Source organism: Mycobacterium sp. IS-1590 (genome assembly GCF_001500025.1).
Taxonomy (GTDB): domain Bacteria; phylum Actinomycetota; class Actinomycetes; order Mycobacteriales; family Mycobacteriaceae; genus Mycobacterium.
Genome location: NZ_LQIW01000034.1, coordinates 297,293 through 321,653, shown reverse-complemented (window position 1 = coordinate 321,653; position 24,361 = coordinate 297,293). Strand labels below are relative to the sequence as shown.

23 protein-coding genes are annotated in these 24,361 nt (G+C 67.8%); 16 read left to right on the top strand and 7 right to left on the bottom strand.

Annotated features, from left to right (window positions below; genetic code table 11):
* Positions 1–66 precede the first annotated feature (66 nt).
* Positions 67–966 carry an alpha/beta fold hydrolase gene (locus AU197_RS19170; RefSeq protein WP_064404400.1) on the top strand — a complete coding sequence of 300 codons (900 nt, stop codon included), beginning with the start codon at positions 67–69 and terminating at the stop codon, positions 964–966.
* Positions 967–973: 7 nt separating this feature from the next.
* Here AU197_RS19170 and AU197_RS19165 read toward each other — a convergent pair whose 3' ends face one another.
* Genes AU197_RS19165 through AU197_RS19150 form a run of 4 tightly spaced genes read right to left on the bottom strand, consistent with a single transcriptional unit; the run spans position 974 to position 4,786 of the window.
* Positions 974–1,480, bottom strand: a complete 507-nt coding sequence (locus AU197_RS19165) for a nuclear transport factor 2 family protein (protein ID WP_064404397.1) — start codon at positions 1,478–1,480, stop codon at positions 974–976.
* Positions 1,467–2,324 carry a TIGR03619 family F420-dependent LLM class oxidoreductase gene (locus AU197_RS19160; RefSeq protein ID WP_064404395.1) on the bottom strand — a complete coding sequence of 286 codons (858 nt, stop codon included), beginning with the start codon at positions 2,322–2,324 and terminating at the stop codon, positions 1,467–1,469. Before AU197_RS19160 ends, AU197_RS19165 begins: the two co-directional genes overlap by 14 nt.
* 2 nt (positions 2,325–2,326) lie before the next feature.
* Positions 2,327–3,121 carry an SDR family NAD(P)-dependent oxidoreductase gene (locus AU197_RS19155; protein WP_064404393.1) on the bottom strand — a complete coding sequence of 265 codons (795 nt, stop codon included), beginning with the start codon at positions 3,119–3,121 and terminating at the stop codon, positions 2,327–2,329.
* Positions 3,122–3,169: 48 nt separating this feature from the next.
* Positions 3,170–4,786, bottom strand: a complete 1,617-nt coding sequence (locus AU197_RS19150) for a flavin-containing monooxygenase (protein WP_064404390.1) — start codon at positions 4,784–4,786, stop codon at positions 3,170–3,172.
* A 130-nt stretch (positions 4,787–4,916) separates the two neighbouring features.
* On the opposite strand from AU197_RS19150, the gene AU197_RS19145 reads away from it, so the two are divergent.
* The 7 genes from AU197_RS19145 to lipP1 all read left to right on the top strand — a co-directional run bounded on the left by AU197_RS19145 (position 4,917) and on the right by lipP1 (position 11,977).
* The gene (locus AU197_RS19145; RefSeq protein ID WP_064404388.1) at positions 4,917–5,219 is read left to right on the top strand and encodes a 2Fe-2S iron-sulfur cluster-binding protein; all 303 of its coding nucleotides are present in this window, start codon (positions 4,917–4,919) and stop codon (positions 5,217–5,219) included.
* A gap of 92 nt (positions 5,220–5,311) precedes the next feature.
* Complete coding sequence (locus AU197_RS19140; RefSeq protein WP_064404386.1) at positions 5,312–6,493, top strand: acyl-CoA dehydrogenase family protein; 1,182 nt, start codon at positions 5,312–5,314, stop codon at positions 6,491–6,493.
* Positions 6,493–7,401 (top strand): biphenyl-2,3-diol 1,2-dioxygenase, encoded by a 909-nt coding sequence (gene bphC, locus AU197_RS19135; RefSeq protein WP_064404384.1) that lies wholly within the window; start codon positions 6,493–6,495, stop codon positions 7,399–7,401. The genes AU197_RS19140 and bphC overlap by 1 nt, the downstream gene beginning before the upstream one ends.
* Positions 7,398–8,858, top strand: a complete 1,461-nt coding sequence (locus tag AU197_RS19130) for an FAD-dependent oxidoreductase (protein WP_064404520.1) — start codon at positions 7,398–7,400, stop codon at positions 8,856–8,858. Before bphC ends, AU197_RS19130 begins: the two co-directional genes overlap by 4 nt.
* A gap of 49 nt (positions 8,859–8,907) precedes the next feature.
* Positions 8,908–10,065 carry a zinc-binding dehydrogenase gene (locus AU197_RS19125; RefSeq protein ID WP_064404382.1) on the top strand — a complete coding sequence of 386 codons (1,158 nt, stop codon included), beginning with the start codon at positions 8,908–8,910 and terminating at the stop codon, positions 10,063–10,065.
* A 164-nt stretch (positions 10,066–10,229) separates the two neighbouring features.
* Positions 10,230–11,072 (top strand): IclR family transcriptional regulator, encoded by an 843-nt coding sequence (locus tag AU197_RS19120; RefSeq protein WP_064404381.1) that lies wholly within the window; start codon positions 10,230–10,232, stop codon positions 11,070–11,072.
* Positions 11,069–11,977, top strand: a complete 909-nt coding sequence (gene lipP1 / locus AU197_RS19115; protein ID WP_064404379.1) for a LipP1 family hormone-sensitive lipase — start codon at positions 11,069–11,071, stop codon at positions 11,975–11,977. Before AU197_RS19120 ends, lipP1 begins: the two co-directional genes overlap by 4 nt.
* A 10-nt stretch (positions 11,978–11,987) precedes the next feature.
* Here the strand turns inward: lipP1 and AU197_RS19110 are convergent, their stop codons facing one another.
* Positions 11,988–13,193 carry an NADH:flavin oxidoreductase gene (locus AU197_RS19110; protein WP_064404378.1) on the bottom strand — a complete coding sequence of 402 codons (1,206 nt, stop codon included), beginning with the start codon at positions 13,191–13,193 and terminating at the stop codon, positions 11,988–11,990.
* 101 nt (positions 13,194–13,294) lie between these two features.
* Between AU197_RS19110 and AU197_RS19105 the strand changes: the two genes are divergently transcribed.
* Together AU197_RS19105 and AU197_RS19100 are read left to right on the top strand one after the other, a co-directional pair.
* On the top strand, positions 13,295–13,642 hold the full coding sequence (locus AU197_RS19105; protein ID WP_064404376.1) for a hypothetical protein: 348 nt from the start codon (positions 13,295–13,297) through the stop codon (positions 13,640–13,642).
* Positions 13,635–14,255, top strand: coding sequence for a Dabb family protein (locus AU197_RS19100; RefSeq protein WP_064404374.1), 621 nt, complete (start codon positions 13,635–13,637; stop codon positions 14,253–14,255). The genes AU197_RS19105 and AU197_RS19100 overlap by 8 nt, the downstream gene beginning before the upstream one ends.
* A gap of 48 nt (positions 14,256–14,303) precedes the next feature.
* Here AU197_RS19100 and AU197_RS19095 read toward each other — a convergent pair whose 3' ends face one another.
* Positions 14,304–15,191 carry an SDR family NAD(P)-dependent oxidoreductase gene (locus AU197_RS19095; RefSeq protein WP_064404372.1) on the bottom strand — a complete coding sequence of 296 codons (888 nt, stop codon included), beginning with the start codon at positions 15,189–15,191 and terminating at the stop codon, positions 14,304–14,306.
* On the bottom strand, positions 15,188–17,116 hold the full coding sequence (locus tag AU197_RS19090) for a flavin-containing monooxygenase (RefSeq protein WP_197415590.1): 1,929 nt from the start codon (positions 17,114–17,116) through the stop codon (positions 15,188–15,190). The genes AU197_RS19095 and AU197_RS19090 overlap by 4 nt, the downstream gene beginning before the upstream one ends.
* Positions 17,117–17,218: 102 nt before the next feature.
* On the opposite strand from AU197_RS19090, the gene AU197_RS19085 reads away from it, so the two are divergent.
* From AU197_RS19085 to AU197_RS19060, 6 genes are read left to right on the top strand one after another with little or no spacing between them, the layout of a single operon-like run.
* Positions 17,219–18,796: an acyl-CoA synthetase gene (locus tag AU197_RS19085; RefSeq protein WP_064404371.1), complete on the top strand. Its 1,578-nt coding sequence runs from the start codon at positions 17,219–17,221 to the stop codon at positions 18,794–18,796.
* A gap of 19 nt (positions 18,797–18,815) precedes the next feature.
* A complete protein-coding gene (locus AU197_RS19080) occupies positions 18,816–19,922 on the top strand; it encodes a zinc-binding dehydrogenase (RefSeq protein WP_064404369.1) in 1,107 nt (368 codons plus the stop codon).
* Positions 19,923–19,937: 15 nt separating this feature from the next.
* On the top strand, positions 19,938–21,356 hold the full coding sequence (locus tag AU197_RS19075; RefSeq protein ID WP_064404368.1) for an aldehyde dehydrogenase family protein: 1,419 nt from the start codon (positions 19,938–19,940) through the stop codon (positions 21,354–21,356).
* Positions 21,353–22,132, top strand: a complete 780-nt coding sequence (locus AU197_RS19070; RefSeq protein ID WP_064404366.1) for a crotonase/enoyl-CoA hydratase family protein — start codon at positions 21,353–21,355, stop codon at positions 22,130–22,132. The genes AU197_RS19075 and AU197_RS19070 overlap by 4 nt, the downstream gene beginning before the upstream one ends.
* Positions 22,129–23,274 carry an acyl-CoA dehydrogenase family protein gene (locus AU197_RS19065; RefSeq protein WP_197415589.1) on the top strand — a complete coding sequence of 382 codons (1,146 nt, stop codon included), beginning with the start codon at positions 22,129–22,131 and terminating at the stop codon, positions 23,272–23,274. Before AU197_RS19070 ends, AU197_RS19065 begins: the two co-directional genes overlap by 4 nt.
* A complete protein-coding gene (locus AU197_RS19060) occupies positions 23,271–24,281 on the top strand; it encodes an acyl-CoA dehydrogenase family protein (protein ID WP_064404362.1) in 1,011 nt (336 codons plus the stop codon). The genes AU197_RS19065 and AU197_RS19060 overlap by 4 nt, the downstream gene beginning before the upstream one ends.
* Positions 24,282–24,361: the final 80 nt, after the last annotated feature.

Genomic DNA, 24,361 nt, shown 5'->3' with positions numbered 1-24,361 from the left:
CGTCCGGCGGCACGGTGAGCGTCCCGCTTAACGGGACACCCGATCAGCGGAACGGTCACCCCGATCATGTTGGGCGCATGGCAGGCTGGGCGCGTGACAGACACCGCAGCTTTCATCGACCGAATCGAGAACGATCTTCGCGAGACGGCCACACCGGCTGGCGCCCTGCGCTACTACGACGTCGGTGACGGTCCCGTTCTGCTGTTCCTCCACGGCTCCGGTCCCGGCGTCACCGGATGGCGCAACTTCCGCGGAGTGCTACCCGCGTTCGCCGAACGTTTCCGCTGTCTGATTCTGGAGTTTCCCGGGTTTGGGGTCAGCGACGATTTCGGTGGTCATCCGATGATCACCGCGCAGGGCGCCGTCGTACCGTTCCTGGATGCGCTCGGCGTCGAACGCGTCGACATCATCGGTAATTCGATGGGCGGCGGCGTCGGTATCAACTTCGCGATCAACAACCCCGACCGCATCGGCCGGCTGGTCACGATCGGCGGGATCGGGACCAACATCTTCAGCCCCGGCCCCAGCGAGGGCATCCGCCTGCTGCAGGAGTTCACCGAAGACCCCACCCGGCAGCGGTTGGTCGACTGGCTCAATTCAATGGTCTATGACCAGTCCCTGGTCACCGAGCAACTGATCGAGGAGCGCTGGCAACTGGCGACCGACCCGGAGACACTCGCGGCGGCCCGGCGCATGTACGGCAAAGCCGCGTTCGCGCAGATGATGGCCTTCATGCGCAACAGCGACGCGCCGCTGCCGTGGGCGCAGATGCACAAGGTCGCCGCACGCACCCTGTTGACGTGGGGGCGCGACGATCGGGTCAGCCCGCTCGACATGGCGCTGATCCCGATGCGCGCCATCCCCAACGCCGAATTGCATGTTTTCCCCAACTGCGGGCACTGGGCGATGATCGAGGCCAAGGCGGCGTTCGAGAACGTCGTGTTGGCGTTCCTGGGTAGGCCGTAGCGCGGCGTCACAACCTCTTTTCTTCGCCGGGAGCGGGTTCGCCGGCCAGACCGGCGTCCAGCATCGCATGCGCATACGGCTGTCCGTCCAGCACCCGGCTGGTGCGACTGGTGATCTGCCACCCACCCTCGACCCGCTCGAGCACGAAGTGATTGGCGGTCGCGCGCCAGACCCGATATCCCGCGTCACCGTCGGTGTCGCGCAACAAGACCAGCGATTCGCACACAGCGACGGCGGAGTCGCCGCTGACGGTCACCACCGTGGGGCCCAGGAAATGGCAGCAACCACGGGCCACCAGGGCCTGGTGTGAGGACGAACTCACCATCGCGTGCACCGCGCTGCGGCCGCTCATCTGCCAGCCCTCGACATCGTAGGTGCCATCGGGTGCCCAGAGCTGGGCCGCGTTGTCGGCATTACCGGCGTCAACTGAAGGGCCATAGGAGGCAATGAGTTTGGCGATGGCATGTTCGTCCTCGAGGCGTTGCAGGCGCGCCAGGATCTCATCCTCGATCATCGTCGTCCTCCGTATCGCGTAGGCGGGCCAGTTGGTCGCAGTAATGCCGCGCGCTGTCGGCCCGCACGGCGCAGGTGATCGCGGTAGCTCCGGACTCTTTCAGAGATGCCAACTTCAGTCGAGTGCCCTCCGGGTCGGCCTCGGGGTCCAGGACTGCCGATAGCACGACTTCAAAACCAGTCGGCAAAACGACCCCGGCGAGCATGCTGCTCACCTCGCTCGGTGGCAACCCGAACGGCATCCAACCATCGGCTAATTCCACCGCTCGGCGCAGCGACGCCGCGCTGTGACCGCCGACCCAGATCGGAACCTGCTGCTGTTGGGCGTGCGGTAGCACCATCATTCCGTCGTAATCGTAGAACCGCCCCCGATACTGCGGCGTGGAGTTCGACAGCGACGCGCGCAGTGCGCGAAGCGCGTCGTCCGCACGTGCGGCACGCTGATCCCATACCGCACCGATCAACGCGAATTCCTCTGCCAGCGAGCCGATTCCAACTCCGAGTACGAGTCGGCCACCGCTGATCAGGTCGAGGGTGCCGTAACGCTTGGCGATCTCCAACGGATGATGGTAACCGAGCACGAGTACCGAGGTGGCCAGCCGGATCCGTCGAGTGTGTGCGGCCAGATAACCGAGGGTCGCCAATGGGTCCCAGTACACAGCGCCGCGGGTGGCGGCGTCGGCGGACGGTATCGCCACGTGCTCTGAACAGGTGAGGTAGTCAAAGCCGAGTTTGTCGGCGGCGCAGGCGATCATCGCCAGGTCGTCGATGTCGGCGGCGGCTTCCCACGGCGCCGCGGCACCTGGAACCTGCACGACGACAGGCGTCGAGAGTCCCAGCCGCACCGTCAGTGTGCTCCGGCGGTCAATGCCCTGATCGACTCGTGTGACTCGAGCACGACCCGGGCGCGATCAGGAGCGCTGTTGGCCTCGGCTCGCGACGCGTTCCCCCCTGCCACCCAAACTGGACCGTCAGCAAGGCGCGCGAGACCCTCGGCGGCGACCTCCGCCGGTTCGTTGACGAGGATCCCTGGGGCGTCGAAATTCAGGCCGACCCGCGCCATCGCCGGCGTACGCGTCACCCCCAGAACCAACTCGAGAACGTCCACGTTGTGTTCTCGAAGCTCCAGCCACAGGCTCTCGGCGAAGATCCGGGAGAATGCCTTGGCGCCCGCGTAGACGGTGTGGCGCCACGCCCCCATGTACCCCGACAGCGAACCGACGATGATGATGCCTCCCCGCTGCCGTCCGACCATCGGCCGCCCGTAGTGCTGCACCATGGCGAGCATGCGCGTGACGTTGAGGTCGGTGACCTTCTGAAACTCTTCGAGGTCGGCTTCCATGAACAGTTCGTTGCAGGTGCTGGCCCCGGCGTTGTATATGAGCAGACCGACTTCGACGTCGGCCGTGGCCGCGACGATCCGCGAAACCGCTTGTGGGTCGAGCAGATCGACGGAGATCGTTCGGACCTCGACGCCGAGCACACGGCAGCGTTCGGCGGTCTCCTCCAGTGGCCCGGGCTTGCGGGCGATCAACACCAGGTTGACCCCGGCCTCGGCCAGTTGGCGGGCGAACTCGGCCCCCACTCCTTCTGAACCGCCGGCGATGACGGCCCACGGCCCATACTTCTGCAAATCAACCATCTCGATGTTCCTATCAGTGCTGGTCCGAATGTCCGGGTGGCCGGGCGACTACGACGACTTCAACAGCTGAAAACCCTTGTAACCCGCCTCCGCGACCTCGGCGCAGATGTCGAGGTAGACACCGAAACCGCCGATGAACAACATGAACCCGCGCGGTTTGCCCGGGACGTTGGCGCCCATGTACCAGGAGTTGGCCTTCGGGAACAACGTCGCATCCGCGCGTCGGGTGCACTCGGCGATCCAGTTGTCCACGGCCTCGCCGGTGGCTTCGATCGCGGTGTAGCCGTGGTCGTCGAGATAGGAGATGGCCTCGGCAATCCAATTCACGTTCGCCTCGGCGTGCAGCACCATGTTGGCCAGCACCGCGGGCGCGCCGGGACCGGAGACCAGGAACAGGTTCGGGAAGCCGTCGACGCCGAGACCGAGGTAGGTGCGCGGACCGTCCGACCAGTCGTCACGCAGCTTCTGTCCGCCCCGACCGACGATGTCGATCTTGCCCAGTGCACCGGTCATCGCGTCGAACCCGGTGGCGAGCACGATGGCGTCGACGTCGTAGTGCGCGTCGGTGGTGTTGATCCCGTCGGCGTCAATCGACACGATCGGGGTCTTGCGCACGCCCACCAGGCTCACGTGCGGCTGGTTGAACGTCTGAAAATAGTTGGTGTCGGTGCAGATTCGCTTCGTGCCGATGGGATGGTCGTTCGGGATGAGAAGTTCGGCGACCTCGGGGTCGTCGATCACCGCACGGATCTTCTGCTCGTAGAACTTGCGCGCTTCCTCGTTGGCAGCCACGTCGATCATCTGGTCGCTGAACGTCTTCGAGAACAGCACACCCCCGAGTTCCCAACGCTTCTCGAACGCGGCCCGGCGTTCCTCGGGCGTGGCCTCCATCGTGAGCTTCGGATGGGCGATATGCGGCGAACCGCCGCCGCTGCGCCACGACAGCCGCCGCCGTTCGGCATAAGTTGCCTTGACCTTCGCGCGGTCCTCGTCGGTCAACGGTCGATTACCGGCGGGCACGCTGTAATTCGGCGTGCGCTGGAACACGAAGAGACGATCGGCCTGTTCGGCGATCACCGGAATGGACTGAATACCCGACGAACCCGTGCCGATCACCGCGACCCGCTTGCCGGTGAAGTCGACGGGCTCGTGCGGCCAGTGCGCGGTGTGGTACAGCTCCCCCGCGAAGCCGTCGAGACCGGGAAAGTCAGGCGTCAGTGCCGCGGACAGCGGACCGGTCGCCATCACGCAGAAGCGTGCGGTGACGACCTCACCCTTATCGGTCGACACCGTCCAGTGCAGGTTGTCCTCGTCGAGTGTCGCCGAGGTGACCCGGGTGTTGAACGTGATGCCGTCGCGCAGGTTCAGCTTGTCGGCGACCCAGTTCAGGTAGCGCAGGATCTCGGCCTGCGTCGCGTACTTCTCCGACCAGTCCCACTCCTGCTCGAGTTCCGAATCGAACGAATAGCAGTAGTCGACGCTCTCGACGTCGCAGCGAGCACCCGGATAGCGGTTGTAGTACCAGGTTCCCCCGATCTCCGGCGCCGCCTCGAACACGCGCACCGACAAGCCCTGCGACCGCAGCTTGTGCAAGGCGTACAGCCCGGCGAAGCCGGCGCCGACCACCACCGCGTCCACGCTTGACCGCTCATCGGAGATCTCCACGCAGCCACGGTAGGTCGTGGAAGACCCGCCGCCCCCCGAGTTTCCCGATGACCGGGCAATCGAGCGATGACAGTTCCGCCCATCGGAAGGACTGCTCGACCCGATTCCCGACGACGGTGAGGATCAGCCCATGTCACAGACCGACGCCTGCGGGACGCGGGTCGATGCCACCGTTCGGATTGATCTGGACGGAACCCGGCACCACCTGTGCTGGCCGCGCGACAAGACATTGGTCGACGCGATGCTCGCGGCCGGTATCGACGCTCCGCACTCCTGCCGGGAGGGTCACTGCGGCTCATGCGTCGCGACCGTCGTCTCAGGCGAGGTCGACATGGCCACGTGCGACATCCTCGAGCCCGACGACCTGGCCGACGGCCTCATCCTGGGCTGTCAGGCCCGACCGGTCAGCGACGACCTTCACGTCGAGTACTGAGCCGGAAACGTCGCCCGCTGACCGGGATTGCGTCCCATTCGCACCTCCGGTGCGGTAGACCATCAAGTGCAGCCAATAGTGAGGACATCAGCATGAGTGAGCGCGTACTCGACCGGGTGATGCAACTGGCCGAGCAGTTCAAGGATCAGGGCGCCGAGGCCGAGAAGATCGGGCGGCTGACCGACGCCACGGTCAAGTCGATGAAGGCCGCCGGGTCCATCCGCCTGCTGCAGCCCAAGAAGCACGGCGGCTACGAGGCTCATCCGCGCGAATTCGCCGAGACCGTGATGGCCACCGCGGCCCTGGACCCCGCCGCCGGCTGGGTCAACGGCGTGGTGGGCGTGCACCCCTATCAGCTCGCCTATGCCGATCCGCGGGTCGGCGACGAGGTCTGGGCCGATAACATCGACACCTGGATGGCGTCGCCGTACGCACCGCAAGGTGTGGCCAAGCCCGTCGACGGTGGCTACATCTTCAACGGGCGCTGGCAGTTCAGCTCCGGTACCGACGCGTGCGACTGGATCATCCTCGGCGCGATGATCGGGGACGCGGACGGTAAACCGTTGATGCCCCCGCAGATGCTGCACATGATCTTGCCGCGGTCGGACTACGAGATCGTGGACGACTCGTGGGACGTCGTCGGATTGCGCGGCACCGGATCCAAGGACGTCATCGTCAAAGACGCGTTCGTGCCGGAGTACCGCACGATGGACGCAATGAAGGTGATGGACGGCACCGCCCAGCGCGAAGCCGGCATGACCGAACCGCTGTACCTGATGCCGTGGTCGACGATGTTCCCGCTCGGTATCTCCGCCGCCACCATCGGCATCGCCGAGGGCGCCCTGGCCGCGCACCTGGACTACCAGCGCGAGCGCGTGAACTCCAGCGGCGTTGCGATCAAGGACGACCCGTACGTCATGTACGCGATCGGTGAGGCGGCAGCCGACATCAACGCCGCCCGCCAGGAACTGCTGGCCAACGCCGACCGCATCTACGACATGGTCGCCGCGGGCAAGGAGGTCAGCTTCGAGGACCGGGCGGCGGGCCGTCGCACCCAGATACGCGCGGTGTGGCGCGCCGTGTCCGCGGTCGACGAGATCTTCGCCCGCTCGGGCGGCAACGCCGCACGCATGGACAAGCCGTTGCAGCGGTACTGGCGCGATGTGCACGTGGGCCAACTGCACGCGATCCACGTGCCCGGCACGGTGTTTCACGCCTCGGCGCTGAGCTCGCTGGGCGTGGATCCGCAGGGTCCGCTGCGGGCGATGATCTGATGAGCGATCTCAAAAGCCTGGGATACGTCAAGGTTCAGGCCACGGACATCGACCGCTGGCGCCACTTCGCGTTCAAGGTGCTCGGCTTCGCCGAGGGCTCCGGTCCCGACGACGGCGCCCTGTACCTACGCATGGACGAACGCGCCGCGCGCATCATCGTGGTGCCCGGTGACGTCGACAAGATCGTCACCGTCGGGTGGGAGGTCCGCGACCATGCGGCGTTGACGCGGGTGAAGGCGACCCTCGACGGCGCAGGCGTGGCGGTCAAGGAACTTTCGCTCGAGGAGGCCGACGCACGTCGCGTCGAAGAGGTGATCGCGTTCGACGATCCGGCGGGGACGTCCACCGAGGTCTTCCACGGCGCGGTGCTCGACCACAGCCCGGTGGTGACGCCCTACGGCGCCCGATTCGTCACCGGCGATCAGGGACTGGGCCACGTGGTGCTGCCGGCCCTCGACGTGCCGGGGCTTTTCCAGTTCTACACGGAGGTCCTGGGATTCAAGTCGCGCGGTGCGTTCCGCGTTCCGACGCCCCCGGAGTTCGGGCCGCTGCGCGTGCGGTTCCTCGGCATCAACGCACGCCACCACAGCCTGGCGATCTGTCCCGCGATGACGCTGCGTGACCCGGGCCTGATCCACTTGATGGTGGAGGTCGACAGCCTCGACGCGGTCGGGCAGGCCCTCGACCGGGTGAACAAGGACGGCTTCCAGCTGTCCTCGACGTTGGGCAGGCACACCAACGACAAGATGGTGTCGTTCTACGTGCGGGCACCCGGCGACTGGGACATCGAGTTCGGCACCGACGGTATGCGGGTCGACGAAACGTATTACACCGCAGAGGAAATCACCGCCGACAGCTACTGGGGCCACGAGTGGGTGTCCGACCTGCCGGCCGCAATGCGCCCGTGAGCGGCGATCTCACTCCCCTGCCCGCGGCAGACATCACGCAGTGGGACGAGGAGGCCGACGTCGTCATCGCCGGCTTCGGCATCGCCGGGGCGGCCGCGGCGGTGGAGGCCGCGCGTGCCGGCGCCGACGTCCTGGTCCTCGAACGCACCGGGTCCTGGGGCGGCGCGGCGTCGATGGCCGGCGGGTTCATCTACCTGGGCGGCGGTACACCCATCCAAAAGGCTTGTGGATTCGACGATTCCGTTGCGAACATGGCCGCGTACCTGAACGTCGCGATGGGACCCGGCGCCGACCAGAAGCGCATCACCGACTACTGCGACGGCAGCCTCGAGCACTTCGACTGGCTCGTCGGCTGCGGCGTGCGGTTCAAGCCGGAGTTCTTCGGCGAGCCGGGCTGGGAGCCCATGGGCGATCAGGGGCTCATGTACAGCGGCGGGGAGAACTCGTACCCGTTCAACACCATCGCCACGCCCGCGCCACGTGGACACGTCCCGCAGATGTCGAACAAGAAGCAGGGCGAGGCGAGCGCCGGCTTCATGCTGATGAAGCCGCTCGTGGAGACGGCCACCGCGGCCGGAGCACGGGCGCTCTACGACGTGCGCGTGCAGCGGTTGATCGTCGAGTCCGATGGCCGGGTGGCCGGGGTGTACGCGCGCCGGTACGGCGAGGAGATCACCGTGCGGGCGCGTCGCGCAGTGGTGCTCGCGATGGGCAGCTTCGCCTACAACGAGGCCATGGTCGCCCAGTACGCCCCGCGCATCGCCGGCCGGCCCGCCGCCGCCATCGAGCAGCACGACGGTCAAGCGATCCGGATGGCGCAGGCGCTGGGCGCCGACCTGGCCCACATGGACGCCACCGAGGTGGCCATCTTCATCGATCCGCAGCAGCTGGTGCGGGGCATCCTGGTCAACGGCCGCGGTCAGCGCTACGTCGCCGAGGACACCTACCCCGGCAGGGTCGGGCAGTTGACCCTGTACCACCAGGACAACACCGCGTTCCTGATCATCGACGACCAGGCGCAGGAGGAGGCGATGGCCTCGCTGTCGCCGCAGTTGATGCTGCGCCCGCCGACCTGGGTGTGCGAGACGGTGGACGAACTCGAATCCGAGATGGGGCTACCGACGGGGTCACTTCAGGCGACCGTCTCCGCGTACAACGCCGGTGCCGCCGTGGGTGAGGATCCGTTGCTTCACAAGAAGCCGCAGTGGCTGCGACCGATCGGCACGCCGGTCGGCGCGATCGACCTGCGCGAGAGCACCGGCGGCTTCACCCTGGGCGGGCTGCTGACCTCACTAGACGCGGAGGTCTTGCACGTCAGCGGCGAACCGATCCCCGGCCTGTTCGCCGCGGGCCGCTGCACCGCGGGCCTCGCGGCGTGGGGGTACGCGAGCGGTATCTCGTTGGGCGACGGCAGTTTCTACGGCCGACGGGCCGGACGCAGCGCGGCGGGCGCCTAGCTTCCGTTCGTCTCAGTGGTCCTCCCGACCCGTGGTAGAGGATGGACGCATGAAGGCCGTCAGCTGTGAACGAGGCAACCTGTCCATCGTCGACCTCCCGACGCCCGCCCCGGCACGCGGGCAGCTGTTGCTCGAGGTGCGCCGCTGCGGCATCTGCGGATCGGATCTGCACGCGAAGGACCACGCCGACGAATTGACCGACGTCATGGACGAAGTCGGATACCCGGACTTCATGCGCCAGGACACGCCGGTCGTCTTGGGCCACGAGTTCGTCGGCGAAGTGGCCGAGCGCGGGCCGGGCGCCGCACGACAGTTCAAGGTCGGGGCTCCCGTGGTGTCGTTTCCCATGGTGCGGGCGGCGGGCGGGGTGCACATGACCGGGCTGTCGCCGCTGGCGCCCGGTGCGTACGCCGAGCACGTCCTCGCCGAAGCCTCGATGAGCTTCGTCGTCCCCAACGGGCTGGACCTCGATATCGCTGCGCTGACCGAGCCGATGGCGGTGGCCCTGCACGCGGTGCGCCGCAGCCAGATCGGCAGGCGTGATGTCGCGATCGTCATCGGTTGCGGGCCGGTCGGGCTCGCCGTGATCTGCCATCTGAAGTCGCTCGGCGTGGCCACGATCGTCGCGAGCGACTTCTCGGCTACCCGTCGCGAGATGGCGTCGCGCTGTGGCGCCGACGTGGTCGTCGACCCCGCCGTCGATTCCCCGTACACGGCCGCCCGTCAGTCCGGGGCCGTCACCGAAGCTCAGCAGCTGTTCGAACTCGCCGTCGGCACGATGGAGAAACTGCGCCGCGCGCCCGGCTGGTCACACCTGTACCGGGTCGCCGACAAGTTGGGCGCGGCGAGCCCGAAGCGACCGGTGGTTTTCGAATGCGTCGGCGTGCCCGGGATCATCGACGGCATCATCCGCGCGGCGCCGGTGCAGTCGCGGGTCGTCGTGGTCGGCGTGTGCATGGGCACCGACCACTTCCGCCCGGCGGTCGCGAACGGCAAGGACATCGACCTGCGGTTCGTCTTCGGTTACACGCCGCTGGAGTTCCGCGACACGCTGCACCTGCTCGCCGACGGGAAGGTGGACGCCTCGGCGCTCGTCACCGGGACCGTGGGGCTGGGCGGCGTGGCCCGCGCCTTCGAGGTGCTGGGCGCGGCCGAGGCGCACGCCAAGATCCTGATCGACCCCCGAAGCGACGCCGCTTCGCCCTAGCCGGGTCGCAACACGCGGTGCGCGGTCCGACACCGCAGGTCATCGACGTGACCGAGAGCGAATCGCCGCGTTCGTGTGACACCACGCACATCGACATGCTACAAATAGGCATATTCCTATTAGAAATATGTCCTGCCTGTTGCAGGTTGCTCTCCGGAGGCCACATGACAACGACTGTCGAAACACCCAGCGCCGTCCTCGACCGCGTATCGCTGGTACTTGACGCCTTCGACGGGCCAGGCCGACTGACATTGGCGCAGATCGTTCGCCGCACCGGGCTTCCCCGCTCGTCCGCGCACCGCATGCTCGAACGCCTCGTCCAGCTGCGCTGGCTGCGACGCAACGGACGCGACTACGAGCTGGGCATGCGGCTGGTCGAGTTGGGTTCGCTGGCGGTGCACCAGGACCGTCTGCACCGCGCCGCGGTGCCTCTGCTGCACGATCTGCACCGCGCCACCGGTCTCGTCGTGCACCTGGCCGTCCTCGACGGCGCCGACGTCGTGTATCTGGAGAAGATCGGTGACGGTCTGGGCGCAGCCATTCCCACCCGCGTCGGGGGGCGTCATCCCGCTCACTGTTCGGCGGTGGGCAAGGCGATGCTGGCGTCCATGAGCAACCTGGATTGCAATGCGATCGACCTGACGAGCCGGCGCACCAAATACTCCATCGGATCGCCCGTCCAGTTGCGCACCGAACTGGCCAAGGTGCGCTCGCACGGCATCGCGTTCGACCGAGAAGAGGCTCTCACCGGATTCGGTTGTGTCGCAGCGCCGATCGGTGGCCAGGGTGAGGCGGCGGCGGCCGTATCGGTGTGCGGCCCGATGAACCGCATGATGTTCGACCAGCGCCTTGTCGCACCGGTTCGGATGACGGCCATGGCGGTCTGGCGCAACGCCGAGGACGGCCCGCAGCGGGTGGCGCCGACGCTGCAGCAGGCCCGGCCCCTGCGGAACTTGGCGGCACCGCGGCCCGCGACGCCCCGCGAGCCGGCGCTGCAGTACGCGTGACACTCGATCCGCAGATCGCCGACCTGATCGAGGCGCTGGACTCCGGCTTTCCGCCGGTGCACACGATGACCGGCGCGCAGGCTCGGGAGACGATCCGATCGCGCTTCGTGCCTCCTGCACAGCCCGAAGCCGTCGGATCGGTCGACGACGTCACCATTGCCGGCGGTGTACCGGTTCGGATCTACCGACCGGTATCGGATGTCCCGGCCCCGGTGGTGGTGTACGCCCACGGTGGTGGGTTCGTGTTCTGCGACCTCGACAGCCACGACGGGTTGTGCCGCAACTTGGCGAATCTCCTGTCCGCGGTGGTGATCTCGGTCGACTACCGGCTGGCTCCCGAAAGTCGGTGGCCCGCCGCAGCAGAGGATGTGTACGCCGCGACGTGCTGGGCCGGCGAACACGCCGCGGAGTTCGGTGGCGACCCGGACCGGCTCGCGGTGGCCGGCGACAGCGCAGGCGGCAACCTCGCGGCGGTCACCAGCCTGATGGCGCGGGATCGCGGCGGACCCACCTTGTCCGCCCAACTGCTCATCTACCCGATGATCGCCGCGGATTTCGAAACCGAGTCATACCGGTTGTACGGCAAGGGTTTCTACAATCCACGCCCGGCGTTGCAGTGGTACTGGGACCAGTACGTCCCCTCCCCCGACGATCGCTCCCACCCGTACGCGTCGCCACTGCAGGCCCGTCTCGACGACCTCCCGCCCGCCGTGGTGGTGATCGCGGGTCACGATCCGCTTCGAGACGAGGGCGTCGCGTACGCCGATGCGCTGGAGGCCGCCGGTGTCCCGGTCGCGCGGTGCCCTTTCGACGGCGGGATCCACGGTTTCATGACGATGCCGATGCTCGACATCGCTCAGGAGGCGCGACGCCAAGCCACGCGGGAGCTCGCGAAGTTGTTGTGAGGCCCTGCGGTTAGATCTTCGGCACCGGCCCGTAGCGCTGGTGCGGGTCGAGCACGCAGTGGGTCCGGCCGAACACCGTCACCATGCACTTGTTGTTGTGGTTGCAACGGCTGCGCGTGTCGTGGTCGGCGATCATCGCGTTGACCAGATCGGGCTCACGCAGCAGCGCCCGGCCCATCGCCATGAAGTCGAAGCCCTCGCGCAGCCCTGTCTGCAGGTGCTCGTAGTTCGTGATGCCGCCCAGCAGAATCAGTTTGGTGTTGCCGACCACCGGCACGAACTGCCGTGCCGCATCCAGCATGTAGAGATCACGGTACGGATAGCTGCCCATGACCCGCTTGCCTGCCAGGCGGACGCCGGGCCGCAACGCGGAGGGCATCACCTCGGCGAACTCCTTGACCGGGACGTCGCCCCGGAACAGGTACATCGGTTTGTAGACCGAGGAACCCTGGGTGAGCTCGATGGCGTCCAGCGTGGAGTCGGCGTCGAGCAGCTGCGCGGTCCGCAGGGCCTCGTCGATCCAGATGCTGCCGGGCAGCCCGTCGTCCATGTCGAGTTTGGCGATGACGGCGATCTGGTCCTTGACGACTTCCCGGACCCGGGTCGCTATTTCGCGGACCAACCGCGACCGGTTGTCGATCGAACCGCCGTATGCGTCCCTGCGCCGGTTGATCCGCGCGCTGAGGAACGAGCTCGGCAGGTAGAGATGGCCGAAGTGCAGCTCGACGGCGTCGAAGCCGGCGTCGATGGCCACCTGGGCCGCGGCGGCGAATTGCCCGATCACGCCACGGATCTCGTCCCGGGTGATCTCGCGACAGTAGGCGAAGGAGGTGGGGTTGACGAAGCGGCTGGGCGCGACGGCGGTGACACCCGTCAGCTTCTTCGGGGCGACGACGCCGGCATGCCCGAGTTGCGCCGAGATCGCCGCGCCTGCTGCGTGCACGGCGTCTGTCAGCCTGCGCAGTCCCGGCAACGCCGCCGGGGTCATCACGATCTGTCCCGGCGCGCTCGCACCCTCCTTCGAGACGCAGCAGTATGCGACCGTCGTCATTCCCACGCCGCCCTTGGCGAATGCGACGTGAAAGTCGATCAGGTCGTCGGTGACCATGCCGTCGGGCGAGCGGCCCTCGGACGTCGCGGCCTTGATCACCCGGTTGCGCAGGGTGACCGGACCGAGCCGGGACGGCGTGAACGGGTCCGGCGTGTCAACGGTCATCGGACCACGGTGCTCCGCGGCGCGGCCGTGGTCAACGGTGTCGTCCCGATGGCCGGGAGCGTCATCGTCGCCGCGATCGCCACCGCCCTAGTGTGCGGGTCATGGCCGACGGTGAGGTGTTCGTCATCGACCGGGTCATCACCCGGCCCGGATGCGCACGGCGATTCGTCGACACCTATCTGGCCGAATACGCGCCGGGTGCACGGGATCGGGGGATGACGCTTCGCGACGTGCTCGTCAGCCCACCGATCTGGTTCGACGAACAATCCAACGTGGTCACCGTGACGTGGTCGCTGCCGAGCCCTCAAGCGTGGTGGGAGATGACGTGGAAAGGCAGGCCCGATGCCGCGCTCGGTGCGTGGTGGGACGGCATCGCCGAACTCGTCGTCGAGCGCACCCGCAGCGTCGCCGCCGCAGCCGCGGATGTGGACGGCGTGTGCGATGTATAGCGTGATCCGGCTGATCGATGTGGCCGGTGCGCCCGAACGTGACCGCGTGCTGAGCGAACTGCGGCAAGCGTCGGTGGCCGGCGGCGCGGCCCACGCGCTGGTGCAGCCGACGCTGCCGGGCGTGCGCAACGGCGGCGATATCCTCCTACACCTGCGGTTCCGCGATTCCGACGAGTGGTCCTCGGTGGCACCGTCTTTCGATACGCTGCTCGACCGCCCCGAGATCACCCGCGTCAACGGCGCCACCTACACCGGCGACTCGAGCGTGGCCCGGGACATATCCGCCACCGTCTACCGGACACTGCTGCTGCGGGTGCAACCGGACACCGACGAGGCGACGGTGGCGCGGTTCGAGGACGATCTGCGACTACTCCCCCGCTATGTCGCCTCGATCGGCACATGGCAACTCAGTCGCGTCGACTCGGCCGTCGGCGCCTCATTGTGGACCCACGTCTTCGAGCAGGAGTTCCGCGACCTCGAAGGCTTGACCGGCCCGTACCTCATGCACCCGATTCACTGGGCTTACGTGGACCGCTGGTTCGACCCCGAGTGTCCCGGCGTCATCGTCCGGGACCGGGTCTGCCACAGCTTCTGCGACCTCCCCCCTCAGTGATTTGGGTGCTCTAACAGTCGCTCACCGACTGTTAGAGCACCGAAACCGCTACAGGCCGGCGGGCAGGATGTTCGGGTTGGCCGTCGCGGGCGGCTCCAGCCGCGGCAACGCGGCGGCGCCGTCGAGCGTGTGCACCGTCAGCCCCTGCGACCACGGGTAGTGCAGGCTGAAGGCGACCAGCCCGGTGCGCTCGGCGGCGGGCCGGTGGCACATCGCCAGCACCGTCTCGGCCAGATACTCGACCGGCTCGGTCGGGAAGGTGTCCGGAATGAGTTGCGCCGCACCGGGAGTGCGGATCGCCGTCGATGGGCCGACGCAGTTGACCGCGATGTTCGCGTCGACCAGTTCGGCGGCCACGCCTTGGGTGAAGCGGTGCAGGGCGGCCTTGCAGGAGGCATAGATGACGTCGCCCGAGGTCTTGTTGTACTCACGGTACGGCCGGACGGGGGCGACGCCGGTCACCGAACCGATGTTGACGATCCAGCCTGCACCCCGTTTCCGCATCTGTGGCACGGCGGCCTGGGTCAACACGAACGGGGTGCGCAGATAGTGTTCGACGGTGCGGTCGAAGGTGTCCAGGCCCATCTCCTCGACCCGGGCATAGTCGGCGAAACCCGCATTGTTGACGAGGATGTCGAGGCCGCCGGTGCGTTCGACGGCTTCGTCGACCAGCCGGGCACGCTGAGCGGGATCCTCGAGGTCGGCCGCGATGCCGATCGCCGTACCGCCCGCGCCCTCGATCAGCTCGATGGTCTCGGCGATCGTCCCGGGCAGGGCCGTCGCGGCACCGCCGCGTATCGACGCCGACGGCTCGAATGACCGGGCCGTGACCACCACCGTCGCGCCCTCGGCGGAAAGACGCTGCGCCACAGCGCGTCCGATGCCGCGGCTGCTGCCGGTGACCAACGCCGTCTTACCGGCGAGAAGACCGGTCATCGGAGGACGAAGTGTTCTTCGATGGGTGCGCGATGCTGGTGCCAGATGTCGACCAGGCGATACGGCGTCGCCACGACCACGCGGCCCGAGGGCGAACGGTAGTAGGTGTGCGCGTTGGGGGTATGGCACCACACCGTCTGTGACATCGCGTCGTCGATCTGAGCGACGTAATCGTCGTACGCCTCCCGCGTCACCTCGATGGTGGTGGCATCGCGCAGCGCGAGCAGTTGCAGGCATTCCATGACGTAATGCGCGAGCACCTCCATCGAAAAGTTCGCGCCCGCACCGTGGCCGGGGCTGTAGTTGGGCGCCGAGGTGATGAACAGGTTCGGGAAGCCCGGCACCGTGCCACCGCGGTACGCGCGGGGGCTGTCGCCCCACTCCTCGCGCAGTGTCCTGCCGTCGCGGCCGCGAATGTCGACCGTGGACAGGAAGTCGAGGTGATAGCCGGTGGCGTAGACGATCACGTCGAGATCGATCTGCCGCCCGTCGGCGGTGACGATGCCCGCGGCGTTGACGGCGGCCGGTTCGCTCGCCTCCACGTCGACGTGCTCCCGCGTCAGCGCCGCGTAGTAGCCGCCCGGGTCGCGGATGATGCGCTTACCGTACGGCGCGAAGTCGGGGGTGACCTTCTTCGCCAGCTCCGATCCCTCGCCGAACGTCTCGTTGATGTACTCCATGCACATCTGCAGCAGGACGTCGTTGGCCTGCGAAATCGACAGATGGTCCTTCGCCCACTCGGGGTCGCGCAGGATGACGGGATAGTTGTTGTCGGCCGTCGCCCAATAGGACTTCAACCGGTGCCAGTTCGCGTAGTACGGCAGGTGCCGTCCGAGGAACCGCCGGAATTCGGGGACATCGTCGGACAACCGCTTTCGCGGAGCCACCCAGTGCGGCTGCCGTTGGAACACGGTCAGGTGTTCGACCTCGTCCACACACGCGTCGACGATCTGCACGGCGGTGCATCCCGCGCCGATGACGGCGACCCGCTTACCGGTGAGGTCCACCGATGGATCCCACAGCGCCGAGTGAATACTGATGCCCTCGAACGATTCTCGGCCTTCAACATCGGGAAACCGCGGCCGGTTGAGATAGCCGGCGGCGGTGACGACCACCCGGGCGTAGCTGACGTCGCGGTTGCCGTCGCGGTCGACCGCGTGGATCTGCCACTGGTTACGCGCGTCGTCCCACCACAGCGCCTCGACCTCGGTACCGAACCGGGTGTGCTCGCGCAGTCCGTGCTTGTCGGCCAGGGACACCAGGTAGTCCTGGTACTCCGCGCCCTGCGGGTAGTAGCTCGACCAGTCGGGGTTGACCTCCCGCGACAGCGAGTAGTACGCCGACGGCGTGTCGACACCGATACCGGGATACTTCGTCGTCAACCAGGTGCCGCCCACCTCGTCGTTGCGGTCGAAAATCTGATACCGCACCCCGGCGTCGGCGGCGGCCAGCGCGGTGATGATACCGGCGATGCCCGCGCCGATGATCGCGACATTCGTCGTCGGCGGGATCGGCACGGTACGCGGCAGCGTGGGCTGGGAGAGGTGAAAACCGCCCTGCTCGAGCAGGAGCGGAACGAACTCGTCGCCGACATCGGAACCCAGCGCCAACGGCAGCACACGAGTGAACAGCTCGATGTCGTCGGCGGCCATCGCCCCTTCGGCCCGCGGCGCGGACAGCGCCGAAACGACCGCGTCGACGAGCGATGTCATGGTGTCGGCGTCGGTGACGCCGGCGCGTTCGGGCGGATCGGGAATGTGCGTGATCTTCGGCCCGAACCGGTCAATCACCGACGGGTCACCCGTCAGTTGGGCCAGCACCGCGACCAGGACGCCGGGGTCCGCTTGGCCGAGATTCGCCCTCAGTTCGTCGCGGTCGACGTCCGCGGCATGCGGCGCCGGTATGGCTCGAGCGTCAGCAGTCACGGTCACGAGTATCGGCGCGGCACGGCCGGCTGGGCACTGCCCTGCCTACTGAGCGGGACATCCGTCCCTCGCCCCACACCAGACACGCTTACTCTGCCCGCCATGGATTCCGATGCGGTGGTCGACCAGGCGCGCAGCCACACTCTGGGCGACATCCCACGCCGGTCGGCCCGCAGGCAACCGGACAAGACCGCGATCATCGACGGCGATGTGGTGTTGACGTTCGCCGAATTCGACCGCCTGGTTGACCGGGCCGCGGCCGCGTTGCAGGACAACGGCTTTCACCCCGGTGACCGAGTGGCGCTGCTGGCGCGCAACTGCTGGCAGTACGCGGTACTCGCCTTCGCCACCGCCCGCGCCGCGGTGGTGCTGGTGCCGGTCAACTTCATGCTGACGGCCGAGGAGGTCGCCTACATCCTGGGTCACAGCAAGGCCGACGGCTTCATCGTCGAAGCCGACCTGGCGGGCGTCGCCGAGGACGCGATGCGCATTGACGGAGCGGTGCGCACGCGGGCGGCGATCGTCCGGCCCGGACAGAGCGTTCCGCCGGGCTGGGAGGACTTCGCGCAGTGGCTTTCCACCACCACCCCCGCGCCGAATCCGCGCATCGACGACGACCAGCTACTGCGGTTGATGTACACCAGCGGCACGGAGTCGCGGCCCAAGGGCGCGATGCACACCAGCCGCAGCCTGATATGGCAGTACGTCAGCACCATCGTCGCCGGCTCGATGGCCGGTGACGACGTCGAAATCCACTCGCTGCCGCTGTACCACTGCGCGCAGCTGGACAACTTCCTGGCCACCGACATCTATCTCGGCGCGACCAGCATCATCCTGCCCGGGCCCGATCCCGAAACGGTGCTGCGCACGATCGCCCGCTACGGGGTGACCAACTACTTCGCGCCTCCGACGGTCTGGATCAGCCTTCTGCGTTGTCCGGTGTTCGACGAGGTCGATCTGTCGAGCCTGCGCAAGGGCTACTACGGAGCTTCGGCGATGCCGATCGAGATCCTCGCCGAGATCCGCGACCGGCTGCCCAACCTGAGGTTGTGGAACTTCTACGGCCAGACCGAGTTGGCGCCGCTGGCGTCCGCGCTCGGCCCCGACGAGCAGGACACCCACGCCGGTTCGGCGGGGCGGCCGGTCGTCAACGTGGAGACGACGATCCTCGACGAGGACGACGCTCCGGCCGCGCCCGGGGTGGTGGGCGAGATCGCTCACCGCAGCCCGCATCTGATGCTCGGCTACCTCGACGACCCGGCCAAGACGGCAGAGGCATTCCGCGGCGGCTGGTTCCACTCCGGCGACCTCGGCTACTACGACGAGCACGGGCTGCTGCACGTGGTCGACCGCAAGAAGGACATGATCAAGACCGGTGGCGAGAATGTCGCCAGCCGTGAGGTCGAGGAGGTCCTGTACCGGCACAACGGGGTTCAGGAGGCCGCGGTGTTCGGTCTTCCGCATCCGACGTGGGTCGAGACCGTGGTCGCCGCGGTGGTGTCCCGCGAGGGCGCCAGCCTGACCGAGGACGAGCTGGTCGCGCACTGCCGCCGGCATCTGGCCGGGTTCAAGACTCCCAAGCACGTCTTCTTCGTCGACAGGTTGCCGAAGAACCCGAGCGGCAAGCTGCTGAAACGTCAACTGCGCGAACGCTTCGCGGCCGCCCCGCTGAGCCGCTGAGCCAGGAGGGAACTGAGGATTGTTCACAGGACGTATCGCGCGCTTTGACGCGCCCGGAAAGCCGTTCGAGATCGAAACCGTGAACCTGGCCGAGGTCGGTCCCGGCGAGATCCTGATCAAGGTCACCAGGACCAACATCTGTGGATCGGACCTGCACGCGTGGCATGGCACCTTCGCCACCCGCGGCTTGGGTGGACAACTTCCGACGGTGCTCGGTCACGAGATGGTGGGCGCGGTCGAAGAACTCGGCGACGGCGTCACGGCGGACTCCAACGGCGCACCCCTGGCGAAGGGCAGCCGGGTGGTGTTCCCCTACTTCTTTTCCTGTCACCGGTGCCGAAATTGCCTGGCGGGTAGGCGCAACGCGTGCCTGAACCTGGCGATGGCGATGCTCGGGCGCGCCGACGCGCCACCCTATTTCGTCGGTGGCTACGCCGACTACTTCCTGCTGCCCGCCGGGGCGGTGGTCTACACCGTGCCCGACGGCGTGACCGACGACATCGCCTCGGGCGCCAACTGTGCGCTGTCGCAGGTGATGTACGGCCTCGAACGCGTGGACCAGCAACTCGGTGAAAGCGTCGTCGTGCAGGGCGCCGGTGCGTTGGGGCTGTACGCCGTCGCGGTGGCCAAGGCCCGCGGCGCAGGCCGGGTCATCGCCATCGACGGTGTGCCCGAACGACTCGAGCTGGCAACCGCGTTCGGCGCCGACGCGGTGATCGACATCAACACGGCCGCGACGGTGAAGGACCGCGCGAAGATCATCCGCGACCTGACCGACGGTCACGGTGCCGACGTCGTGGTCGAGGTCGTCGGCCATCCGTCCGCCATCGACGAAGGCCTCAAGATGCTGGGCCAGTTCGGCCGCTACGTCGAGATCGGCAACATCAACATCGGCAAGACCTTCGAGTTCGACCCGTCACGTTTCGTCTTCGCCAACAAGACGATGGTCGGGGTCTCGTTGTACGAACCGCCGGTGCTGTCGCGGGCGCTGACCTTCCTCGAACAGCACCAGGACACCCTCCCCCTGCACCGGCTGGCTGCAGCGCAGTATCCGCTCGACGACATCAACGAGGCCTTCGCCGCCGCCGAGCACAAGCGCGACGTCCGCGCCAGCATCATTCCCTGACCTGCAAGGAGATCCATGCACGACTACACCCGAAAGACGCTGTTCATCGATGGGCAGTGGGTGACGCCCTCGGCGGGCGACGTGATCGACGTCGTCGACCCCGCCACCGAGAAGGTGATCGGCGCTGTGCCCAGCGGAACGGCCGCCGACGTGGACGCGGCGGTGGCCGCCGCCCGCCGCGCCTTCGATCCGCTAATTACCCGCGCCGAGCGCAGTGACCGGCTGGCCCGGGTGATCGCCGCGATGGAGAAGCGGCTGCCCGACATCGCCGAGACCATCAGCCGGGAGATGGGCGCTCCGCTGCGGGTGGCGCAGGGCGTTCAGACCAAGGTGCCACTGGCGGTGGCCCGCGGTTTCGCCGACGTCCTCGGGTCCTTCGAATTCGAAGAGCGCGTGGGCAACTCGTTGGTGCTGCGCGAACCGTACGGTGTCGTCGGCGCCATCACCCCGTGGAACTACCCGCTCTATCAGGTGGTGGCCAAGGTGCTGCCCGCGATCGCCGCGGGCTGCACCGTCGTCCTCAAGCCGAGCAACGAGGCGCCGCTGTCGGTGTTCGAGTTCGTCGAAGCGGTTGAGGAGGCCGGCCTTCCCGACGGTGTGGTGAACCTGGTGTCGGGACGCGGATCCGTGGTGGGTGAGCGCATCGCGTCGCATCCCGACGTCGACGTGGTGTCGTTCACCGGGTCGACCGCCGTGGGCCGCCGGGTCGCCGAGCTCGCCGCCGGATCGGTCAAGAAGGTCGCCCTCGAACTTGGCGGCAAGTCCGCCAACGTCATCCTCGACGGCGGCGACCTGACCACCGCGGTGAAGGTCGGCGTGGGCAACGCGTTCCTCAACGGCGGGCAGACCTGCATGGCGTGGACCCGGATGCTGGTGCCGCGCTCGCGCTACGACGAGGCCCTCGAACTCATCGAGTCCGCCGCCGCCAAGTACACCGTCGGCGACCCGTCCGACCCCGACACCCGGATCGGCCCCCTGGCCTCGGCCGCGCAGTTCGAGTCCGTGCGCGGATTCATCGACCGCGCACGCCGCGACGGCGCCCGCCTGCTCGCCGGCGGATCCGAATCGGTCCGCGACACCGGCTACTACGTCGCCCCGACCGTGTTCGCCGACGTCGACCCCGACTCCGAGCTGGGCCAGGAGGAAGTGTTCGGGCCGGTGCTCGCGGTGATCCCGTTCCGGGACACCGACGACGCCCTGCGCATCGCCAATGGCACGCCCTACGGGCTCGCGGGCGCGGTGTGGGGTCCCGACCTCGACACGGCCATTTCCTTCGCGCGGCGCGTGCAGACCGGACAGCTCGACGTCAACGGCGGCATGTACAACCCGGTCGCGCCGTTCGGCGGATACAAGAAGTCCGGTGTCGGCCGCGAGCTCGGCCGCGCGGGGTTCGAGGAATTCCTGCAGACCAAGTCCCTACAGTTGCCGTCATGAGCACACCGCTGAACATCGCCGCTCACGGTGCGACACAGACGTGGACCATCGACCTGCCCGAGGTCGGCAACGCGATCACCGACAAGGGCTTCATCTCGGCGTTCGAGGCCGCGGTCGACGCCGCCAATGCCGACCTCGACGTGCGCGCGGTGATCCTGACGGGCGCGGGCAAGATCTTCTCCGCGGGCGGCAACGTCAAGGAGATGGCCGACCGCACAGGAATGTTCGGCCTCGACGCCCTCGACCAGCGGCGTGCCTACGTCGACGGGATCCAGCGCATCCCACGCGCACTCGGGCGCCTGGAGGTCCCGCTGATCGCCGCGGTCAACGGACCCGCGGTCGGGGCGGGCTGCGACCTCGCCATGATGTGCGACATCCGGGTGGCTTCCGAACGCGCGTCGTTCGCCGAGAGCTTCGTACAGATCGGCATCATCCCGGGCGACGGCGGCACCTGGTTCCTGCCCAGAGCGATCGGCTACGAGCGCGCCGCCGAGATGACGTTCACCGGCGACCGCGTCGATGCGGCTACTGCCCTGGAGTGGGGCATGGTCAGCCGCGTCGTGTCGCACGACGACCTGCTCACGGAGGCGCTCGCGTTGGCCGAGCGGATCACCAAGAACCCCGCTCACGCGCTGCGGATGGCCAAACGTCTGCTGCAGGAATCGCGGGCCGGCTCGCTGGACTCCACGCTGGCCATGGCCGCGGCCATGCAGCCGCTGGCCCACCGCGATCCGGAGCACGAACAACGCATCAGCCGATGGCGGACCGCCCCGTGACGCTCCCCCGCCTGGTGCCCCCGGCTGCCGTCGACGCCGCTGCGACCGCGGCCCTGCGGGCCGAGGTCCGCGCGTTCATCGCCGAGCAACGTGCCGCGGGCGCATTCACGCCGTCGGTCGACGCGTGGCTGACGGGATGGGACGAGGACTTCACCAAAGCGCTTGCCGCACAGGGCTATCTCGGAATGACCGTGCCGGTCGAGTACGGCGGACACGGACGCTCGTTCCTCGAACGCTTCGCGGTGACCGAGGAGCTGCTCGCCGCGGGCGCACCGGTCGCGGCGCACTGGATCGCCGACCGGCAGATTGTGCCCTCGTTGCTCAAGTACGGCACGGAACTGCAGAAAAGGGAGTTTCTTCCGCGGATCGTGCGCGGCGAGTGCTTCTTCGGGATCGGCATGAGCGAGCCCGATTCCGGTTCGGATCTGGCGAGCGTGCGTACCAAGGCGGTTCAGGTGGACGGCGGTTGGTCGCTGTCCGGGACGAAGGTGTGGACGTCGGGGGCGCATTACGCGCATGCGTTCATCGCGCTGGCCCGCACGGCGCCCGTCGATCCGGACAACCGCCACGCCGGGTTGAGTCAGTTCATCGTCGACCTGCGCGGACCGGGCGTCGATATCCGACCGGTTGTCTCGATGAACGGCGCACACCACTTCAACGAGGTGATCCTCGACGGCGCCTTCGTGCCCGACGACATGGTGTTCGGCGAGATCGGCGCGGGCTGGCGTCAGGTCACCTCGGAGTTGGCCTTTGAGCGCAGCGGGCCCGAGCGGTTCCTGTCCACCTTCGTGTTATTGAGGGCGTGTGGCGAGAAGGTGGCGGTACAGCAGCTTCCGCGGGATGCCGGGCTCGGCCGCCTGGTCGCCAGAATCGCTGGGCTGCACCAGATGTCGACCGCCGTCGCCGGAGCACTGGAGCGACGTGAGCCCGCCGATGTGCCCGCCGCGGTGGTCAAGGTTCTCGGCACCACCACCGAGGGTGATATCGCCGACTTCGCCGACACGCTGGCCGATACGACCACGAATCCCGAGCTGGCCGAACTGGTCTCGAAGGCCGTGGATCAGCGCCCCGGCTTCACGCTGCGCGGCGGCACCAACGAGGTGTTGCGGGGCGTGATCGCACGAGGGTTGGGACTGCGATGACCGTCGATTCGGCGCTCGTCGAAATGATGGACGCGGTCTTCGCCGAGTACCGCGACGCGCATCCACCTGCGGAGGCCGTCGAACGGGATACCGAGTTGTGGCGGCGCCTCGATGAGCTGGGCCTGGTTCGCCTGACCGGCGCCGAGGAGTCCGGCGGCAGCGGGGCGGGCTGGTTCGAGGCCGCCGAGCTGCTGGCGGCCGCCGCCCGCAACGCGGTGCGAACACCGTTGGCCGAACACGACCTACTGGCCTGCTGGCTGCTCGAAGCGAACGGGATGAGCGGCGACGACGCGGTGCGCACGGTGTGCCTACTCGACGAGGACGGCACCGCCGACGGTGTCCCCTGGGCCGCGGCCAGTGACCGCGTGGTCGTCGTCTGGCGCGACGGCGATGACCACCGCGTCGCCGACGTCGACCCCGCGGCGCTGACAATCACGCCCGGCAGCAACCTGATCGGTGAACCCCGCGACTCCGTCGAGGCCGACGTCGCCGCGCTGGACGGAGTCCCGGTGACCGCCGACCTGGTGGCCGAATTGCGGCTGAGAGCCGCGATGGTGCGGGCGATCCAGGTGTGCGCGGCGCTCGACCGGATCGTCCTGTCGTCGGTCGAACACGCCGCGTCGCGGGTCCAGTTCGGGCGACCCCTGTCCCGCTTCCAGGCGGTCCAGCACCTGATCGCGGACTCGGCCGCCGAAGCGGCGCTGGCACGGGCCGCAACCGAGGCCGCGCTGACGACGGCCGTCACGAGCGGCTGGTCGATGGGCAACCTGGCGTTCCGCGTCGCGACGGCACGCTCCTGCGTCGGTCATGCCACGTCCGTCGTGGTCCGCAACGCCCATCAGGTCCACGGCGCGATCGGCACGACCTTCGAACACCGGTTGCACGAGTTCACCCGCGCTGCACTGGCGTGGCGGTCCGAATTCGGGACGGTGCATCACTGGGACGAACAGGTCACCGCCGCGATCCTGGCCGCCGGCGCAGACATGTGGAGCCTGATCGTCGACTGATCGGGGTCGGGTGCCGCGCGGTGTTCCACTGACCGGGCATCGTCACGCCACGCCGTGGTCGGCGACGGTTGACTCGCAGC

Bases quoted from the DNA above. Each gene is read 5' to 3' on its own strand.
- AU197_RS19110 (WP_064404378.1), bottom strand. From the start codon at position 13,193: ATGACCGTTGACACGCCGGACCCGTTCACGCCGTCCCGGCTCGGTCCG.
- AU197_RS19060 (WP_064404362.1), top strand. From the start codon at position 23,271: ATGACCGTCGATTCGGCGCTCGTCGAAATGATGGACGCGGTCTTCGCC.
- AU197_RS19070 (WP_064404366.1), top strand. From the start codon at position 21,353: ATGAGCACACCGCTGAACATCGCCGCTCACGGTGCGACACAGACGTGG.
- AU197_RS19100 (WP_064404374.1), top strand. From the start codon at position 13,635: ATGTATAGCGTGATCCGGCTGATCGATGTGGCCGGTGCGCCCGAACGT.
- AU197_RS19120 (WP_064404381.1), top strand. From the start codon at position 10,230: ATGACAACGACTGTCGAAACACCCAGCGCCGTCCTCGACCGCGTATCG.
- bphC (WP_064404384.1), top strand. From the start codon at position 6,493: ATGAGCGATCTCAAAAGCCTGGGATACGTCAAGGTTCAGGCCACGGAC.
- AU197_RS19140 (WP_064404386.1), top strand. From the start codon at position 5,312: ATGAGTGAGCGCGTACTCGACCGGGTGATGCAACTGGCCGAGCAGTTC.
- AU197_RS19145 (WP_064404388.1), top strand. From the start codon at position 4,917: ATGTCACAGACCGACGCCTGCGGGACGCGGGTCGATGCCACCGTTCGG.
- AU197_RS19075 (WP_064404368.1), top strand. From the start codon at position 19,938: ATGCACGACTACACCCGAAAGACGCTGTTCATCGATGGGCAGTGGGTG.
- AU197_RS19165 (WP_064404397.1), bottom strand. From the start codon at position 1,480: ATGATCGAGGATGAGATCCTGGCGCGCCTGCAACGCCTCGAGGACGAA.
- AU197_RS19170 (WP_064404400.1), top strand. From the start codon at position 67: ATGTTGGGCGCATGGCAGGCTGGGCGCGTGACAGACACCGCAGCTTTC.
- AU197_RS19105 (WP_064404376.1), top strand. From the start codon at position 13,295: ATGGCCGACGGTGAGGTGTTCGTCATCGACCGGGTCATCACCCGGCCC.
- AU197_RS19085 (WP_064404371.1), top strand. From the start codon at position 17,219: ATGGATTCCGATGCGGTGGTCGACCAGGCGCGCAGCCACACTCTGGGC.
- AU197_RS19155 (WP_064404393.1), bottom strand. From the start codon at position 3,121: ATGGTTGATTTGCAGAAGTATGGGCCGTGGGCCGTCATCGCCGGCGGT.
- AU197_RS19095 (WP_064404372.1), bottom strand. From the start codon at position 15,191: ATGACCGGTCTTCTCGCCGGTAAGACGGCGTTGGTCACCGGCAGCAGC.
- AU197_RS19125 (WP_064404382.1), top strand. From the start codon at position 8,908: ATGAAGGCCGTCAGCTGTGAACGAGGCAACCTGTCCATCGTCGACCTC.